The organism is Rhodococcus sp. UNC23MFCrub1.1 (assembly GCF_000686025.1).
Taxonomy (GTDB): domain Bacteria; phylum Actinomycetota; class Actinomycetes; order Mycobacteriales; family Mycobacteriaceae; genus Rhodococcoides.
Genome location: NZ_JMLQ01000013.1, coordinates 44,925 through 62,396, shown reverse-complemented (window position 1 = coordinate 62,396; position 17,472 = coordinate 44,925). Strand labels below are relative to the sequence as shown.

The following is a 17,472-nucleotide window of genomic DNA, read 5'->3' as shown; positions in this document are numbered from 1 at the left end:
TTTCACCGTGGATCGCCCGCGTCGTCGCCCTGCGCCGGAGACGATGCCGGGACCGACAGCCCGTGGAAGGTCTTCTCCCAGTACGAGGGGTTGCGCAGCAGTTGCCAGCAGCCCTTGAGTGCGGCGACGCTCATCATCACCCAGTAGAGCGGCATCGTCAGGCTGGGTATCAGCAGGGACGCGTTTCCACTCTCTCGCGACGCCACGAGATACATGTAGATGGTGGCGACGTTGCCGACGATCAGCGACAGCAGCGAGAAGTAGTAGATGTACGGCGGGAAGAGCGCGACGATGACACTCGGCTGCCCGAGGATCCACGCTGCAGTCAGTGACCAGAACGTCATGTTGATGCACGCCGTCAACGGAGTTCCCGCCAACAGCAGTGTGAATCGGTAGGTCCCCACCGGACCCAGGGCGCGCCAGGTACGGGCGGGGCGGCGCATGTGCACCAACCAGGTCTGCAGATACCCCTTGTACCACCGTGATCGCTGACGAATCCAGTTGATCGGGTCGCTGTTGGCTTCTTCGAGCGTCGTCGAGTCCAACACTGCCGTGGAGTAGCCCGAGGCAGCGATCCGTACTCCCAGATCAGCGTCCTCGGTGACGTTGAATCCGTCCCAGGCCCCGACCTCGGCGATGACGTCCGCGCGCAGGTGATTCGACGTTCCGCCCAACGGGATCGGTGAGCGGCTTTTCATCAGACCGGGCAGCAGGTAGCCGAACCAGAGGGCGTAATCGGCGGTGAACCATCCGGTCAGCAAGTTCTGAGATCCGTTGTGGAACGCCAGTTTCGCCTGTATGCACGCCACCGTCGCCGGCAGCCGGGAGAACGCGACGACGACGCGGCGCAACTGCAGCGGGTCCGGCAGGTCCTCGGCGTCGAAGATGGTGACGATGTCGCCGGTGGCGAAGTGCAGACCGTAGTTGCAGGCCTTCGGTTTGGTGCGCGGGTCCGCCGCCGGGACCAGCACGACCTCCACCACCTCGCTGACGCCGGCGCGGCGGGCCGCGGCGATGGTGACGTCGTCGTCTTCCTCGAGCAGCAGCAGCACCTGCAGTTTGTCCGCAGGGTAGTCCAGCGCCGTCATCGCCACGATCAGATCGCCCACCACCTCCGGTTCGTCGTAAGCGGGAACCAGGATCGTGTACGCGGGCAGGTCCTCGTCGGGCACCGCCGACGCGTCGGCGTCGGTGACGGTCACGATGGCCGATGCGTCCAGTCCGCGGGTGAAGAGCAGGATGCGGTCAGCCATCATCGCCAGGTACCCGGCTGTGGACACCACGGTGATCACGGTCAACGTGGCGACCGGTGCGAGCGCCAGCGCCGCGGCGATGGCCGCGAGGACGAGCAGGGCGGTGTTGCGTTGCCACGGGACGAACGCCACCGCCGCCGACGCGAGCGGGTCTTTCCGGGCCAGACCGTTGATCGCGTCCGCGAGGGCCGCCGCCCGGAACTGCGGCGTCTCGGTGCCCACCGGCGGCGGTGTCGCCGATGCCGTCATCGGTCACCGCCCATCGGCGCGGGTGGCCATTGCGCCGCGACGAGGTCTCGGCCGACGGTGGTTAGCAGGTCGGCGTCCGCGTAGTCAGGTCGGTCGTCGCCCACCACGGTGTTACCGCGCAGGAACACCGCGGCCAGCGCCGAGAGGTTGGACGCCATGGACGGCTCGGGGATCGGGAACTGTGCGTCGGGGTCGTGGTTGTCCACGCTGACGACCGTCACCCGTTGGAACACCGGTCCTCGCACCCATTCGAAGACCAGTTTGGTCCAGGTCAACAGCAACGCGTCGTCGACGGAGGTGTAGAGCGACCCGGTGATGTCGCGGCCCAGATCGATGCGCAACGACGGGCTGGTGCGGGTGCTCGAGAGTCGGTAGAGCGTGCGTTCGGGGTAGACCCCGAGACTGGCGCCGTTGGTGGTGCCGAGGGTGTCCACCATGACCGTGCGCGGTCGGCCCTTTCCGTCCCACGCCGGATTCACCGCGGCGGCCTGCCATTCCTGCCGGGTCAAGGTGGCACCCTGACCGAAGAAGGACCGCACCCACGGAAAAGTCTCGTCCTGGATCTGCCGCCACCCGACGGGGACGGCGAGAGTCGCCGCCGGTGGGCCGGGTGGGCCGGCGACGCTCGGCGGCACGGGGGTGTTCGGAAGCGGCAGCGTGACCAGCACCGCGGCGACGACGGCGACGGTGAGCACCGAGGAGCGGGTGGATGTCGCGGACGGGTTCTGCACCGGTCGGGTCAGCACCCGTTTCGTGGTGCCGCGCCGAGCGTGCAGGTAGAACGCGGTGCCCGCCACGGCCGAGGCACCGACCGTGGGGATCAGCTGCAGCCACAGGATGTGGATCGTGGGCGAGACGGCCAGCACCGCGCGCAGCAGCGCCACCCCGACGGCGACCGTGACGAGGAATCCGGCGACTCCGCGCGCCGCCGTGCGGCCGACGGCGATCCCGCCCGCCGCCCCGGCCACCAGAACCAGCACCAGACCGTAGGCGAATCGGCTGCCGCCGAGTGTCACCGCGACCGTGCGGTAGAGCACCGGCGAGAGTGCGATCACCAGGACCACCAGTGGCCAGAACCGCCCGACCGGGCGCAACCCGAACAGCAGGATCGCGGCGCTGATCGCGAAGATGCCCGCCGCCGCCACGTCGATGTGCAGCAGCGCGTATTGATCGGCGTACCGGGGCAGCCACAGAGCCTGCACCGCCACCGCCGCCAACGCCCCGAGGCCGCCGACGATGACGTCGGTCTGGCGATCGTGGATGGGCAACTCCCCCGCCCTCCTGCGCGCGATGCCCTGCCCGGCCACCACCGCGAGCAGCGGCACCACGAACAGGTATCCGCTGACCGCGCCGCCCGAGGCCTCGACCGCCAGCCGCCGCCACGTCGGCAGGAATGCCAGGACCACCGCCGCGATCAGCACCGTCCACCGCACCACCAGGGAGCGGACGGCGGTCACGAACGCTCGCCCGGCGGTGCCGCCGCGTCCGATCGGCCGCGGCTGCGGATGTACACCAGCGCCGCGCCGATCACACCGATCACCAGGGCGATACCGCCGATCACCAGGATCGCCCACACCCCTGACGGCGCCGTCGATCCACTGGCCACGTCTACTACCGGTACCGCCGCGTCCCCGGACGAGGACAGCGACACTGGTTCACGCGCAACGGTCCCGAACAGCACATCACCGCTGAGCGTGGACCACCGTCGCACGTCGTCGCCCAACCAGGCGAGAACCCCGTCGAGCTGTTCGGCGCCGTTCGACGTCGCCACCACCAACGACCGGTCGTTCTGACGCAGCACCTGTACCGACCCGAAGGGTGCGGCGCTGTCGACGGTCACCTGAGTCTGATCACCCCCGCCGCCGGTGCTGTCGTCGCGCACCGTGAGGACGGTGGTCCCCGTGGTGCTCAGCGGGAGTCGGATGTTCTGCGCCTGCGGTCCGAACGCGGCAAGACCGTCCGGGGCGACCAGCAGCGCCGGCGTCGTCGCCGCGGCCACGTCGGCGAACGGTGCCACCGTCGGCACCAAGGGCCGCGCGGACAGGCGCTGCAACCCCGTCAGCACCGCCGCCGCTCGGGCCGTGTTCGCGAACGACTGCTCCGCCAACGCCACCGACACACCCGGCATGAGCGACTGCGGGACGGACTCGAACCCGCGGGTGTCGGGAGTGCCGCCGGAACTCGACACCGTCGTGTCGGCATGGACAGTCAGGGCCAGTGCGCCGCCCGTACTGCAGGTGTCACCGTTGCCCGTCGTGCGCAGGGTGACGGTCACCGCCGTGACCCGCTCGACTGACGCCGGCGGGATGTCGACCCACAGGTCGAGGACACCGGAAGCGTCCGTGGCCGACGACGCAAGGTCGGTGTCACCGACCGAGACACGCAACCCACCGGCCACACCAGAAGATAGAGGTGTGTAGTCGCCCAGCAGATGGACCCGCAGATTCGACCCGGCGCGGGCGAGCCGAGTCTGATCCACCGGCACCGTCACCGTGACCTCACCGGCCCCGCGCCCGGTGACAGGCCCCAGTCCCATCTCCCGCAACGTCATCGACTCCGCAGGCAGCACCGGCGCGATCGTGATCGGACCGGCCGAGGCTCGATCGGCGACAGCCAAAGCTGCGGCGTCGCCGGCAAGCAGGGCGATCTGATCGAGTAGGGAGGCACCGCTTCCGGTGATGCGCAGCGCCGGCGGTGCGGCCGGGTCGATCGCCGGCTCCAGTTCGATCGCACCCTCGTCGCCGCCGGCGATGACCAGGGTGCGGTCGAACGGGCCGTCCGCCGGGGTGCCCGCGCGCTCACTCTGCGACCGAACCACCACCCGCACCGGCTGCGACCCGTAGAAATCCACGAGAGTCGTCGCCAAGATCAGCACAGCGGTCGACTGCTCCGCTGTCGGCTCGTCCGGCGCGATGACCGTCGCCGTCCGCAACACCGGCGGCAGGAAGTCCGCGACGACCGTCGGCGCCGCGGGAACCCCCGCGAAGTCCACGACGGGATCCTGCAGTCGCACGGTCGACGTGTCCGGGGTGTACAGACACGTGCCCGCCGCCGGGACGACGGTGGTGCTCAAATCCAAGGTCACGCTGCGACCGGTCACCGCCACACCGGCAAGCGGGACGTTCACCACCGCTGTCGGGGCGCCGCCGATCACGTCGACGCGTCCGACGAACCGGTTCTCGTGCGTGAGATCCAGCCACGCGCGGTCGATGCCGGCCGGTACCTCGAGCACGCCCCGCAGCGCCACCGGAACAGTGCCGGGAGGAACAGGAACCGTGATCGTCGCCCGCCCACGCTGGCCGGTCAGTGCTACCGACCCGCCGAGGCCCATCTCGCCGAACGACAACGCAGACGCCGCCGGCGCCGGCCCCTCCAGCGTCGTGCTCTCCTGCATGGCCCCGTCCTGCGCGGTGATGTCCTGGTCGTCGACCTCTTGCGCGGTCGCGGTCGTCGGGACACCGAGTGCGAGCATGAGGGCCGCGACGATCAGAGCGACGAGGCGGCCCGGGGAACGCGGACACCGACCGGGTCGGAAATGGAATCCAGGGCGGGAGCCAATTCCATGGCGGGGGCGAACGGACACACGCATTCGGTGCGCCTCGACTTTCTCGACAGAACGAAACCGTGAACGGTGCCCCCGCACACTTGCGACTGCCTGGTCATCGTAAAAGTGCACGACAGCGATCGCGCGCCAACCACGGAACGTGCTCTGTGATCACCACGACATCCGCTGACACACGCCAGTTTTGACCGGCAACACGACATGAATGAGGGGATCAAACCGCCACGGATACCATTGCGCAATTGCTGTTCGGTCCTGGTGCACCGTTTCGTGGCGCCGTCGTTTACCGGTGTCGACGCGGGGATAGTTTCATCCCATGCACTGGACCTGTCGGATGTTCACGGCGACCGTCGTGACGGCCGTTCTTCTCATGGTCGGCTGCGCCCACGCCGCGCCGCCGTCTTCCGCCGCCCCCACGCCACCACGCGTGGGGGCGACCGCGAGCGGGCTGACGCTCGACAGTCGGCCGTGGTATCCCACAGGGTTCGACGCCTACCAGTTGGCGACGAACTGGTCGGTCAATCTCGGGTGCGGCGCCATGGTGGACCTCGACCGCTACTTCTCCTCCCTCCCGCCGAATTCACTGACGCGTTTCAACGCGTTCCAGTCGTTGGCGATCGACCGCACCACCGGGATGCTGAACTTCGCGCCCATCGACGCCGTGTTCGAAGCGGCGCGGGTGCACGGGCAACTCGTCGTGCCGGTCCTCACCGCTCAGGACGGAGCGTGCGAGGACGAGAAATTCAAGGACCGCATTTGGTACACCGACGGATGGCGCTCCGTCGCCGACACCTCGGCGATCGTCTCGTTCGAGGACTGGGTGGGCATCGCCGTCGAACGGTGGCGGGACGAGCCCTCCCTCGCGGCGTGGGAGACGGTCGGAGAACCGGAGACGTCGGTGTGCGGGCAGACGTGCGACTGGACCGACCGCAGCTGCCCCTCGGACGCGGCCGCTGTCCTGCGTGCCTTCACCGACGCATCCGGCGCCGTGGTGCGCTCGACGGACACTGCCACCCCCATCACCGCCGGGCTGACCGGTGGTGGGCAGTGCGGCACCCAGGGCGACGAGTACGGGCTGATCGCAGCCTCGCCGCACGTCGACATCCTGCAGTACCACGACTACGGCGCCGACGGGGTCGCCCTCCCGGGTGATCAATGGAACGGACTCGCTCGGCGACTCGACCAAGCATCAGACGCCGGGAAACCGTTGGTGGTCGCGGAGATCGGACAAGCGGCAGGTTCCTGCCTCGACCCGGTCGAACGCGCCGACGACATCGACACCAAAGTCGACGGGCAACGCGCCGCAGGGTCTGCAGGTTTCCTGCTGTGGGCGTTCGTCCCCGACCCACGCCCTAACGAGTGCACCTTCGACATCGGCTATGACGACCCACTGTGGTCGGTCGTCCAGTCGCACGGATCGGGCTGACCGCCGAATGGGAAACCGGCGCGGCTCGAGAGGCAAGATGGTGACGAGACGGTCGACAACGTTCATCGGAGCTCGGAGAGAGGCAGCACGTTCATGGTTCGCAAGGTGGAGATCACCCTGTTGGACGATCTCACCGGAGGAGCGGGCGGACCGGACAGTGGCATTCGGGTACGACAGTTCCCGGTTCGCGCTCGACCTCACCGAGTCGACGTCACCGACGACGGTGGGCGTGGACCCGTGGACGTGCAGTCCGGGTGCTGTGACGTTCGCATAGTGTTTCCGGGCAACGGAAGCGAGCCTGTTCCGGTGTGCCGCGGTCAAGAGCGGATCGGATGACTTCATTTCTTCATCCGCAGTCGGCCGAGGACGCGCTGCAGGTTCCACCTGATGGCCGACACGGTGTCGAGGGTCACCTCAAGGCGTGTCGGAGCTTCGCCGTCGCCGCCGTCGGCGAGGAGAGCGGTGAGACCACCGTGTGTGCGACGCAATGCGGCGTCGAAGTCTCGACGGAGGGGTGCGTGGAGGTCGTATCGAGCTGCACGGTATGCCCGTTCGTGGACGGCCCTGAACATGCGCACGCGGTCGTGCAGTCCTGAGGAGTACGACAGACCGTGTTTGGGTCTGCTCAGGACGTATGCGGGCACCCAGTCGGCGAATGCTGCTCGTAGAAGCCATTTGTCGATGTCGCCGTCGTGGCGCCACACAGTGGGTATGCGACGTGCGGCGTTGACGACGATGGGGTCGAGGAAGGGTACTCGTACTTCCACCGTGTGAGACATGCTCGCTCTGTCGACGCGTTGCAGTTCGGTGCGATGGAGCTGACCGAGCTTGTGAGCGAAAAGTGCATGGACTGTGTCGTCCGGGGTGGACGCGTACATCGGGTACCCGCCGAATACTTCGTCGGATCCATCTCCCCCGATCGCGATGCGAAAACCGTGATCGCGGATCGTCGCGAACAACCGATTCGAGATGACAGCATTGATCACGTCGCCGTACTCCGTCAGCTCGCTTCCTGCGACGGCCTCGCGCACGTCTCGCGCGGACACCGTCCGATGCTCGACGTCGACGACGACGTGGTCGATGCCGAGGTGGCTGGCGACCTTTCGGGCGTAGACGACGTCGGGACTGTCTGAGTCTCCGACGGTGAAGGCTGTGACGTCGGAGCGTTCGCGCGCTGCGACGCAGGCCACGATCGTGGAGTCCAGTCCACCGGACAGGATCACTGCGACGGGGAGGTCCGTCCTGAGCCGCACCCGGATCGAGTCCACCACGGCGTTCCGCACTGCCTCGATCGCCGCGGGGACGTCGTCGAACACATCGACCCGTGCATCAGCCGTGAACGGCGTCAGGGCGGTGTGTCCATTCGCATGGACCCAACCATGGCTACCGGGAGGTAGCGCGTGGATGGCGGTGCCGAGGAAGGTCAGTGCCTTGATCTCGGAGGCGACGAACACCGACGCGCGCGCGAACGAGTAGTACAGCGGTTTGACTCCGAGAGCGTCTCGCGCGAGATAGACACGGCCACCTGTCGGATCGGCCACGGCAAACGCGAACTCGCCGCGAAATTTCGTCACCGCGTGCTCGTCGAGATTGGCCATGGCCACGGCCACCACTTCGGTGTCGGACTCGGTGACGAAAGACGCGCCAGCAGTGGCGAGCTCGGTTCGCAGCTCCGGACAGTTGTAGATCTCGCCGTTATACGCCAGGATACCCCCGCCGGGGGAGGTGAGCGTGACTGGCTGCACCGCCGCTGTGCGGTCGACGATGGGAAGTCGGCGTGTCGCTACCGCTGCCGTCCCGACGACCGCGGTCTCGGTGACCAGTCCGCGGTGCTCGATCGCGGCGATCATCGCCTCGAGGGTGCATTCGTCAGCGGCGGAACCGGCGATCACCGCGATACCGCACATCAGCCGACACCGGCGAATGCGACGTGGCGGTGCCAGTCGCGCGTGAGGGACTCGGCGGCGTGCGGTGCCACGCACACGTGCCACGCCTGCCCCTCGTCGATGACGCTGACCTCTCCGGATGCCTGGACGGTGTGTAGCACCTCGGCGAGGGCGTCTCCGTGTCCGCGGCGCCGCATCCACGTCATCTCGATGTCGGCAGCCCAACCGGAACAGTGTGTACTGCCCTCGCGTGCGCCGTATCCGCGCTCGCGCAGTGACGTCTGGTAGTCGACGCTGCGCGTGCAGCTGTTGACCCACAACGGGGGCGCCCATGGATCGACGACAGTGAGCCGGTGCGCGCAGTGGTTGAGCAGTTCCACCACGGCCGGTCGCGCGAACGGCAGTCGCATGCCGATAGTGACCGGAGCTCTACCCGGCAGCAACCGACGGTCGACGGCGCGCACCACTCGGCCGACCATGTGGTGCGTCTGCACACGGAAGCGGAACAGGAGCAGACCTTGCCGACGAGCGCGTCGCAGGTCGACGAGTTCGGTGCTGGCGCGCACGTCGTGATCGGAGTCGAACGCGTCGGCGCCACACCACCATTCGGACTCGAGCAAGGAGAGCAACCGAACACCGACCAGCGAAGTCGTACCGGACGCCGTCGACACAGATGTCGGAACGAAGCCGTCGACTCCCACGGTCACGGACCCGATCAAGGCCTCGTCCACTCGCCGCAAGTACGGTGCGAGAACACCCGATCTCAGGTGGTGGGACACCACAGCGGACGTGGCACAGTCACGATTTTCCGCTTCTTCGACCTCGTCGACCACAGCATCTACCGCTCGCCGGTACTCCGCAGCAGCATCCCGCGAGGGATGCTGCTCGCTGAACCGCATCAACTCGCTACCTGCCCGTCGGTGTCGCGAACGCGGTGGACCTCGCGACGCCTCCGCTGGACCGCCTCGGAGACAGCGCCTCCCGAGGTGATCAGCGCCCGCGCGAGATCCCGGCACGAGTCGAGCCGGTGACGGCGACCCTTCACCTCTCTGCGGCGACCCGCCCGCAGAAACCTCCGACGTGTCCGAGCGGACCCGCACAGCGCGTCGAGTTCGGCCGGCGACACCACACCGAGCGCCACTTCCGGGGCGAGAACGGCCCGGAGAAGCTCGCGTTCGGTTCGTACCGCGTGTCTGTACTCGACGACGACGGCTGCGATGGTGGCTGTGGTGATGGCCGCCATGAGAACCAACACCCCGATGCCGTTGTCCCCGGCGAGTGCCGGTGCGCAGTCCCACAACGCGTGCAGCAGCACTGCGAGGACGACGAGAACACCTCCGCGGACGACTCTGCGTGGTTGCGCTGACCGACCGACGAGGTAGACGAGGCCGGCGCAGAACAGAGCCGAGTACGCCACGTGACCCGCCACCCCGAGGACGCATCGAAGTACTGCGACGCCGGACGCGGACCTGACAGGGGCGTCGTCTGCCGCGACGATCGTCATGATCGAGTATGCGATGTCCTCGGTGAACTGGAACCCGAGACCGATGACCGCGCCTACCCAGAGAGCGTCGAAAGCGGTGCGCACGGCGCGCGGCGACAGGGCAACCAGCACGAGCAGGCCGAGGCCCTTGGCGATCTCCTCGGTGAAGGGGGCTGACAGCGCTGCACTCCAGTTCATCGCCCACGCCTGACCGAAGAGCTTGCCGTACATGCCCCCGAGCGCCCCATTCGCCGGAGCTGCCAGAGCGAACGGCGCAGCGCAAACACCCCACAACAAGGCGGCGACGAGAACGGAACGGGGACGGCCTATACCGCAGAAATGCATGATGCCGAGCAACAAGACACCGTTGAAGGTGAGGATGATGGCCACGGCGACCGCTACCGCATCACCGCTCACAGCTACCCCGGCGAGGATCATGCGGGCGAACACCGTCGTCCCGCAGACAGCGATGAGTGCGGCCACCCACATCGTGAGGTTGCGAGGCAGCAGCAGCGTCGGTGAGTGGCCGCGGCCGGATTCGGCGATTGCCGACGCACGCTCATCGACCATGGTCGCAGGCGTCATCGCGGGGACTCCGCGGCCGCGATGCTGCCTATCATCTCGCGCACCTGCGCTTCGGTCCGCTCGTCGAGGACGGCGGGCGCACCGGCCACGACGACGAGAACTCCGACGCCCTTCTCGGTGACGAAGGCAGCGACGGTCGCATCGACATCGACCTGGTCGCGCACGGCGATCACTCCGTGCAGCCCGCTGTCGGTGGTCACCGGGCGTTGCACGGAATCGGATGCCGCCGGCGGAGCGTTCTGTTCCAGCAGTTCAGTCGCGTCACCCATGAACGGGCGGGTGCTGATCTGGAAACTGGTGTCAGCTCGGCCGAACACGGTCACGGACGGGTACTCCGGCGGCCCCTGCCCTCGACGCACCCCGGCCACGACGTCCCACCCGCGTGCCGGCACGACCGTGATGTCCCCGTCGAGTTCGTAGATGTCACCGACGTCCGCAGGGTTCTCGGCAGCCATCGCGTCATCAACCAGAGGCAGAACCACAGCCAGGCAGGTCGCGACCACCACCAGCATCGCAGCTGGCGCGAACGAACGGCGGTCGAGGCCCCACCATCGTCGGTCCACCGGAACGAAGACCGAGTCACCCTCCGGCGCAGCGTGATCACCGGTCGATCGTTGACCGACGCCGTTGTTCAGCAAGTTCGAATCCCTTCCGAGAATGCGAGTGGTCAGACGCGGTGATCACAATCGGGGATTCGCTCCGCGGTACGGCTCGGCGCCGCACGACACCCTCCGGTCCAGCACATGGTGGGCCACGGTCGGACACTGCGTCCACAGCACTGCGGCCGCGTCCCCGAGGCGGGCGGATCAGTCGGCGTACCGGTGAGCTGCGATTTCACCGACAACTACTGATCGGTTTGTCAGCGAATCGACGTCCTCGCCCATGTCGTGAGACAAGAACGGGAACGAGGAACTCGGACGATCCCATGATCTCGCCGCCGCCGGGTCCCACCCGTGACACTGTCGGCTCGGCACCGGGACACGACGAGTGCGAGACAACCGACACGGACGGGACGTTCATGAAGCGAATTCTTGTGACCATCGCAGCGCTGGGGTACGTGGTCTTCGCATCCGCCTGCAGTCAGGGCGAGACATCCACCCCGGCGACCAGCGCGTCCGCCAGTGCTGCCGCGTCCGCCAGCGGCGCGCCGTCCACCACGGTGCCCACGACCACCGCCGTTCCCACATCCGTCCCGGCTACGCCGACCGCCGGATCAGCAATGGACACCCGAGCGCCCTCGGTGCCGGGCCAGACCGGACCCGGTGCGGCGGACGCGCAGTTGCGGTACCTCTGCTCGACTGGTGAAGCCGCCTCCGACGTGTGCGGCGCCGCAGGGTTCGAAGTGCCGTCCCCGCCGACAGCTGCTTCCGCGGCCGACGCACAGCTCCAGTACTTGTGTTCTCGCGGCGAGGCCGGGACCGGCCTGTGCGCCGACGCAGGGTTCGCGGTTCCGCACCAGAGCGACACACCGTCAGCGGCCGACGCACAGCTGCAGTACCTGTGCTCGCAAGGCGACATCGACACCCAGCTCTGCCGGGAGTCCGGGTTCTAGGACGAGTCCCGAGGCGGCAGACGATCTGCGGTGCGGTCGATCCTCGCGAGAATGATCAGCAACCTTTGACACGATGGGTCGATGAACAGAGCGAGGCCGCCGGCATGATCATGGAGACGCGACGCGGCCACCCGCCCGTTGGCCCGACCGAACGATCGACCGACGCAGCCGGAATCTGTCGATGACGTCTCGTCGACCATCAGACTTCCCGGACCCGGAGGAGACGTCGGCGGCCATGGCAGCCTTACGCGAATCCGGGCCCTCCGCCCGCGACCGCATCATCACCGCAGCCGTACGGAGCCTGTCCGAACTGACGCCCGCACTGATGTTGAGCGCAGTCGGAACCCGTGCGATTGCGCGGCGCGCGGGCGTGTCGACAGCCCTGGTGTTCCATCACTTCGGTTCGGTCGAGACACTCGCGGTCGAAGTCGTGGACCGGATCTTCGATCCCGGCACTGTCCCCGCCGGGGAGGTCGGCGCCACCATCGACGCACTGGCGGAATCCGCACTTCCTGTCGATGCTGCCGTGGCTTTGCACCACAACGAGTTTCTCCGGGTCACCGGCGATCCCGAGCTGCGGTTGCGTCTGGGTGTGTGGGCATTGGGTGGACCGACGGCCGACGCTGCGTATCAGCAGTATCTCGCGGCCATCGATGCTCGCCTCGAGCCCATGCTCGCCAAGCTATTGCACAGTTGGGGCCGCGAACTACGTCCCCCGTGGACACCGAGCACCTATATCGCCGCACACTCGTCGCTGCTGTCCGGATCCGTCACCCGCCACCTCATCGACCCCGACCGAGGCGACATAGACTCCTTCGCTCGCGCCGCCGCGTCGATGTCGATGATCTCGATGCGGGTGATCGGCGACCGCCACACCGTCGAGGACCGCCTCAGTGAGATCAACTACTACCCACTTCGGCGGGGACGACGGGCCATCACCGAAATCTCCGAACGCAAACACGCCGTTCTTCTCCACACCGCTGCAGAACAGTTCGGCACACGCGGCTTCGCAGTCACCAAGATGTCCCAGATCGCGCGAGCTGCGAAAGTCAGCGAATCGACGCTCTACAGCCATTTCGTCTCCAAAGCGGCGCTCGCTGCCGAACTGTTCGACAAACAGGCCGCAGACGGGGTACTGCGAGGTGGCACCGGCCACGATCAAGGTGCCGACCAGCCGGATTCGCTCGAGCGAGCTGTGCGCGCTCTGGTCACCGCGGCCGCGACCCGCACCGACATCGCACCCCCGTACCTCGCGGAACTCGTCGATCCCACCTCCCGCCGTGCGCCGCAAACCGTCATCACCGCGCTGGCCAAACTGTTGAACGACGGACACCGCGACCACGACGATCGGATGGAGGAAGCGACGATGATCATCATCGCGACCATCCGACGGACCCTGAGGTTCCCTTCCCACACCGCACGCATGGTGGCCGCGCACGTGCTGCGCGAGCGCGTACGCACCTCCCCCGAACAGACTCACAGGTCGTGACCGAACCCTGTTTCCGCGCCTCGCCGATCGGGATCGGCGACATCGGTCCCACAGTCGATGAGCCACCGGTCGACAACGAACGGGACGACGATTACAGCCCCGGCAATGCGGGCAAGCGTTACCATTCGGCGGCGCTCAGTCTCCGGCGCAACATATTCCGTCGAACGATCATCGGTCAGGGGTGGACAGGTAGTGGCCGCGTGGCGTGTTCTGGCGGTGCTGACGCTCGCCAACGTTCTCAATTTCTACGACCGAGCACTCCCGGGAATACTCGTCGAACCCGTCGCAGCCGAGTTCGGACTCTCCGACACCATGATCGGCACCCTCGGGTCACTGTTCGTGGTGGTCTACGCGCTGGCAGGACTGCACCTGGGTCGCCTCACAGACCGTTACAGCCGTCGGCGCATTCTCGTCCTGGGTGTCCTGGCATGGAGCACGTTCACAGCACTGACAGGAGCGGCGTCGAGTCTGCTCATCCTGCTCATTGCTCGGGCCGGTGTCGGCATCGGGGAGGCCGCCTTCGCCCCGGCCGCCAATTCCCTCATCGGAGAACGGTTCCCCACCGAACGACGTGGACGGGCGACAGCTGTTCTGCAACTCGGCATACCGGTGGGCTTCGTGCTGGCAGCATTGACCGTGGGACCGGTCGTCAACTCGTTCGGGACGTGGCGGGCGCCTTTCGTCCTCGCTGCCGCAGCCGGATGCGTGGTGGCAGCGATGCTGTATCGCATGCCGGCGGATCGACGACCACCCGCGGACCACGATTCCGGCAGCATCCGGTCGATCATGGCCCTGGTCTCGATCGCCGAGGTGCGGTGGCTGGTTCTCAGCGGAATCGGAATTCAGATCGCCTCGTACGCGGTCGCGACGTTCCTCACCGCCTATGTTCAGCGCTACTTCGGGCTCACGCTCACACGGGCGGCCACGACAGTCGGGGTCACGGTCGGCGCCAGCGCCGTGCTGGGACTGCTGCTGGGCGGCGTCCTGGCCGACCGCGCTCGAAAGCGGTCCTCCGCTGCCCGCTCCGCGGCGGGCGGACTCGCGGTGCTGGCGGCCGTTCCACTGACCGCGCTGAGCTTCACGTTCTCATCGAGATCCTTCGAAGCATTCGTTGTGGTGTTCTCCGCGGGGTGGCTGTGCGTCAACGCGTTTCACTCAGCTGCGTTGGCAACATTGTTCGACGTCGTCCCCCCACAGCAGCGTGGCTCAGCCGTCGGCGTGTTCTACGCGGCGTTCTACCTTCTCGGAGGGGCACTCGGACCTGTCCTGGTGGGCGCGCTCTCCGACATCCTCGGCGCCGGCACGGCCGCTGCGACGGGACTGCGGCACAGCCTCCTCCTCGTCGTCCCCTGCGCTCTGATGCTGGCGTCGCTGGGACTTCTCGGCGCCGCACGCCGGCAGAAGCGCTGACCTCGCGGTGACTTCCCCTACGACCAGGTCGCGAAGCCGCACTGGATCTGGTCACCACCTGTGCGGTCGCTCAGCGCGGGGGCCGTCGAACTGGCCTCCACCCGAACTACCACAGTCGAGGACCTCCGAATTTTGTGCGGCGCGGCTCCAACGGTGGATCAGCGAGCAAGATTGCCGACAGACGCGAGTTCCTTCGACCGCGCGTGAGGATCGGAGTACCCCATGACGCGTTTGTTCACCGCTGGACCACTGTGGCGACTTGGAACAATCGCACTGGTGTTCAGCGCGCTGGTCGCAACGACGACTGTGACAGGCCAGGCAGAACCCCTGACTCAGGGGACAACCGTGCAGACGGTCAGACTGGGACACACCTTCAACCCCACACACGTCGCGGTCTCGCCCGACAGCAACTGGGTGTGGGTAGCGGACGCCACCTCCGGGGTGGTCGAGGTCGTCGACGCCAGAACGCGCACGCGCACGAACAGGTACGTACAACTCGAGAGCACCACAGCGAACATCGACGTCCGGTCGATCTCGGTCTCACCCACCGATGGGTGGGTCGCCTACGTCGCACTGTCCGGCAACATCCTGCGGGTCGACATGCACAACCTCACGTCGACCGAAGTCAAGGGCGGGTTCTCCGTCATGGGTGCTGTCGCCGGCGTGGACGACACCTTGGTCGTCGCCGGTCTCGACACCGGCACGGAGATAATCGATCTCGCGAGTGGAAGCGCAACGCCCGTCCCCGCGGTCCCGGGCCCACTCAGCGGTGTGACGCTCTCTTCTGATGGCCGGACCGCCTACGTGCGTCGGATCGCCGGCTCGACACTCTGGGCGGTGGACATCCGATCACGTACGGCGGTCGCCAGCCACCCAGTACCGCAAGCCAACGACGGATCCGGGGCTCGGACCGCGGTATCGATGTCCGGACAACATCTCTTCGCCTCCGGCGCTCAGGGAACGGCCGTCTCCGTCGACGTCACCACCGGGGCCAGCACACCCGCACCCGCAAGTATCGGACGCGCCGGAGACGTCAGCGCAAGCGCCCGCGACGGTGCGTACTACGTGGCTGTGGGATCGGATCTGGTACTCGTCGACGGCGCCACGGTCATCGACCGCATTCCCACGCCTGCCGCCACCGTTCACAATCCTGTGTACGCGACCGGGACGAACACCCTGTTCGCCGCTGGCGGGGGCGTGCTGATCGCTGTCCTCAATCCACAGACGACGACTCGATCCCCCTTCGGCAGCTGATCGCGTAGCACACGAGCGTCGGGGCCCTGTCGTCGAAGACTGCCTGTTCGACAGAGAGACAAGTGATCAGTTCGCCTCAGCGCACATCGCCGGCACCAATCCGAGTGATGCATCTCGACGAGCGATGCCGCGACGCCGTGTACAGAACTGTCGCAACATCCTGCATCGTCACAGTCGCTGTGATGCATCCGAACCGACAGCAGCCCGAGCCGGTAGGGCCCGTGATTGCTGTCAGGTCGAAAGAAGCCGGAACGCGGACGTCGAACGACCTCGTTACCGCCTTCGAGTCCGGTCTGAACCCACCCGCTGTGAGCCGAGAACACTGTCCCCACAACTTGGTGTGTGGGGACCACTTCAATCGTCGGACGGGTTGTGTCGCTCGCATCTCTGGTGTCCACCACGGACCGAGTCTGGCCGACGTCGCAACTTGCGAGGACCAATCCGAGCCAGCGGACGCTCCGACGGCGTTTCCTCCGAGTCCGATGACGATCGTGTCGCCCTCGCGTCGGACGTCGAACGCGCCGAGTTGCACAGGTACTTCGACCTGCTACGCACTTACCCTGTACTGATCAGGAAGCCCACTGCTCGTGGTACGGAGCGGGTCCCGGATCGGGCCCGGGCGAGGAGAACTCTGCCTTGACGGTCAGACGGACGAGCGTGGGACTGTCGCTGTTGTAGTCCACGGTGTGCTCACCCGATGTCTCGTCGGAGAGGGAGTACACGTCTCCCGTGGCATCGGTGAATGACCAGTCCACCTTCACCGGGGACTTGTCACGAAAGTTGACCGATGTCGTGATGCGGTTGTGGTACCACAGCCGTTGATGCGTAGTGACCTTCACGCTCGCGTTCGTCGACTGCCACCCCATCTCGACCATGGCGCCGGTGAAGCTCAGACCCGAGGCCCGCAGCGCTGCCGACACATCGAACATTTCGCCGTCCCGTAACACACGGTCGTCACGTAGGTCGATCTCCACAGCGCTGACTCTGCCGTCCTGCGTCTGCGTCGGACGAACGACCGCGGGCTGCGGGTCGGGAGGAAGTACGTGCGATCCCGGGCCCGTGGCCGCGCTCGTCGTGGGTACTGCGCAACAGGGCAGAGGGTGGGCGGCAGCCACAGTCGGTTGCGCCAGCAGGAGTAGAAATGCAGCTGCAGTTGCAGTTGCGGCCACCTGAACCCGGCCTCGACATGAATGCGACATGACTGTTCTCTCTCTGTGGCGAAACCAACTGCTCGGCTCCGACTCGGAATGAATGGCGATGGCGACGCTCGCCTGATCTACGTGCTGATCCTGCTCCATTGTCGCCTGAACATCAGGACGACGG

The 17,472-nt window shown here is 66.9% G+C and carries 13 protein-coding genes; 5 read left to right on the top strand and 8 right to left on the bottom strand.

The features are described from left to right. Window positions 1–2: 2 nt before the first annotated feature. From BR07_RS0121405 to BR07_RS0121395, 3 genes are read right to left on the bottom strand one after another with little or no spacing between them, the layout of a single operon-like run. Window positions 3–1,502, bottom strand: a complete 1,500-nt coding sequence (locus BR07_RS0121405) for a glycosyltransferase (protein WP_027507155.1) — start codon at window positions 1,500–1,502, stop codon at window positions 3–5. Further along, window positions 1,499–2,959 carry a hypothetical protein gene (locus BR07_RS0121400; protein WP_027507154.1) on the bottom strand — a complete coding sequence of 487 codons (1,461 nt, stop codon included), beginning with the start codon at window positions 2,957–2,959 and terminating at the stop codon, window positions 1,499–1,501. Before BR07_RS0121400 ends, BR07_RS0121405 begins: the two co-directional genes overlap by 4 nt. Next, entirely contained in the window at window positions 2,956–4,974 is a 2,019-nt protein-coding gene (locus tag BR07_RS0121395; protein ID WP_027507153.1) for a hypothetical protein, read from the bottom strand. Before BR07_RS0121395 ends, BR07_RS0121400 begins: the two co-directional genes overlap by 4 nt. Before the next feature lie 424 nt (window positions 4,975–5,398). Here BR07_RS0121395 and BR07_RS0121390 point away from each other — a divergent pair, with 424 nt between their 5' ends. After that, window positions 5,399–6,490, top strand: coding sequence for a hypothetical protein (locus BR07_RS0121390; RefSeq protein ID WP_027507152.1), 1,092 nt, complete (start codon window positions 5,399–5,401; stop codon window positions 6,488–6,490). A gap of 338 nt (window positions 6,491–6,828) precedes the next feature. Here the strand turns inward: BR07_RS0121390 and BR07_RS0121380 are convergent, their stop codons facing one another. The 4 genes from BR07_RS0121380 to BR07_RS26420 all read right to left on the bottom strand — a co-directional run bounded on the left by BR07_RS0121380 (window position 6,829) and on the right by BR07_RS26420 (window position 11,082). Continuing rightward, window positions 6,829–8,340, bottom strand: a complete 1,512-nt coding sequence (locus tag BR07_RS0121380; protein ID WP_197027864.1) for an asparagine synthetase B family protein — start codon at window positions 8,338–8,340, stop codon at window positions 6,829–6,831. Between the two features lie 56 nt (window positions 8,341–8,396). Next, a complete protein-coding gene (locus BR07_RS27470; protein WP_197027863.1) occupies window positions 8,397–9,095 on the bottom strand; it encodes a DUF5715 family protein in 699 nt (232 codons plus the stop codon). 179 nt (window positions 9,096–9,274) lie between these two features. Beyond that, entirely contained in the window at window positions 9,275–10,444 is a 1,170-nt protein-coding gene (locus tag BR07_RS0121370; protein WP_027507150.1) for a PrsW family glutamic-type intramembrane protease, read from the bottom strand. Beyond that, the gene (locus BR07_RS26420) at window positions 10,441–11,082 is read right to left on the bottom strand and encodes a hypothetical protein (RefSeq protein ID WP_051613684.1); all 642 of its coding nucleotides are present in this window, start codon (window positions 11,080–11,082) and stop codon (window positions 10,441–10,443) included. Before BR07_RS26420 ends, BR07_RS0121370 begins: the two co-directional genes overlap by 4 nt. A 380-nt stretch (window positions 11,083–11,462) precedes the next feature. On the opposite strand from BR07_RS26420, the gene BR07_RS0121360 reads away from it, so the two are divergent. The 4 genes from BR07_RS0121360 (at window position 11,463) to BR07_RS0121340 (ending at window position 16,149) form a co-directional block, all read left to right on the top strand. Next, the gene (locus BR07_RS0121360; RefSeq protein ID WP_155957146.1) at window positions 11,463–11,996 is read left to right on the top strand and encodes a hypothetical protein; all 534 of its coding nucleotides are present in this window, start codon (window positions 11,463–11,465) and stop codon (window positions 11,994–11,996) included. Between the two features lie 235 nt (window positions 11,997–12,231). Continuing rightward, window positions 12,232–13,485, top strand: coding sequence for a TetR/AcrR family transcriptional regulator (locus tag BR07_RS26415; protein WP_197027862.1), 1,254 nt, complete (start codon window positions 12,232–12,234; stop codon window positions 13,483–13,485). A gap of 192 nt (window positions 13,486–13,677) precedes the next feature. Then, complete coding sequence (locus BR07_RS25900; protein ID WP_051613683.1) at window positions 13,678–14,895, top strand: MFS transporter; 1,218 nt, start codon at window positions 13,678–13,680, stop codon at window positions 14,893–14,895. Between the two features lie 345 nt (window positions 14,896–15,240). Continuing rightward, window positions 15,241–16,149 carry a hypothetical protein gene (locus tag BR07_RS0121340; protein WP_027507147.1) on the top strand — a complete coding sequence of 303 codons (909 nt, stop codon included), beginning with the start codon at window positions 15,241–15,243 and terminating at the stop codon, window positions 16,147–16,149. A 569-nt stretch (window positions 16,150–16,718) separates the two neighbouring features. Here the strand turns inward: BR07_RS0121340 and BR07_RS0121335 are convergent. Next, window positions 16,719–17,078, bottom strand: a complete 360-nt coding sequence (locus BR07_RS0121335; RefSeq protein WP_027507146.1) for a hypothetical protein — start codon at window positions 17,076–17,078, stop codon at window positions 16,719–16,721. Window positions 17,079–17,472: the final 394 nt, after the last annotated feature.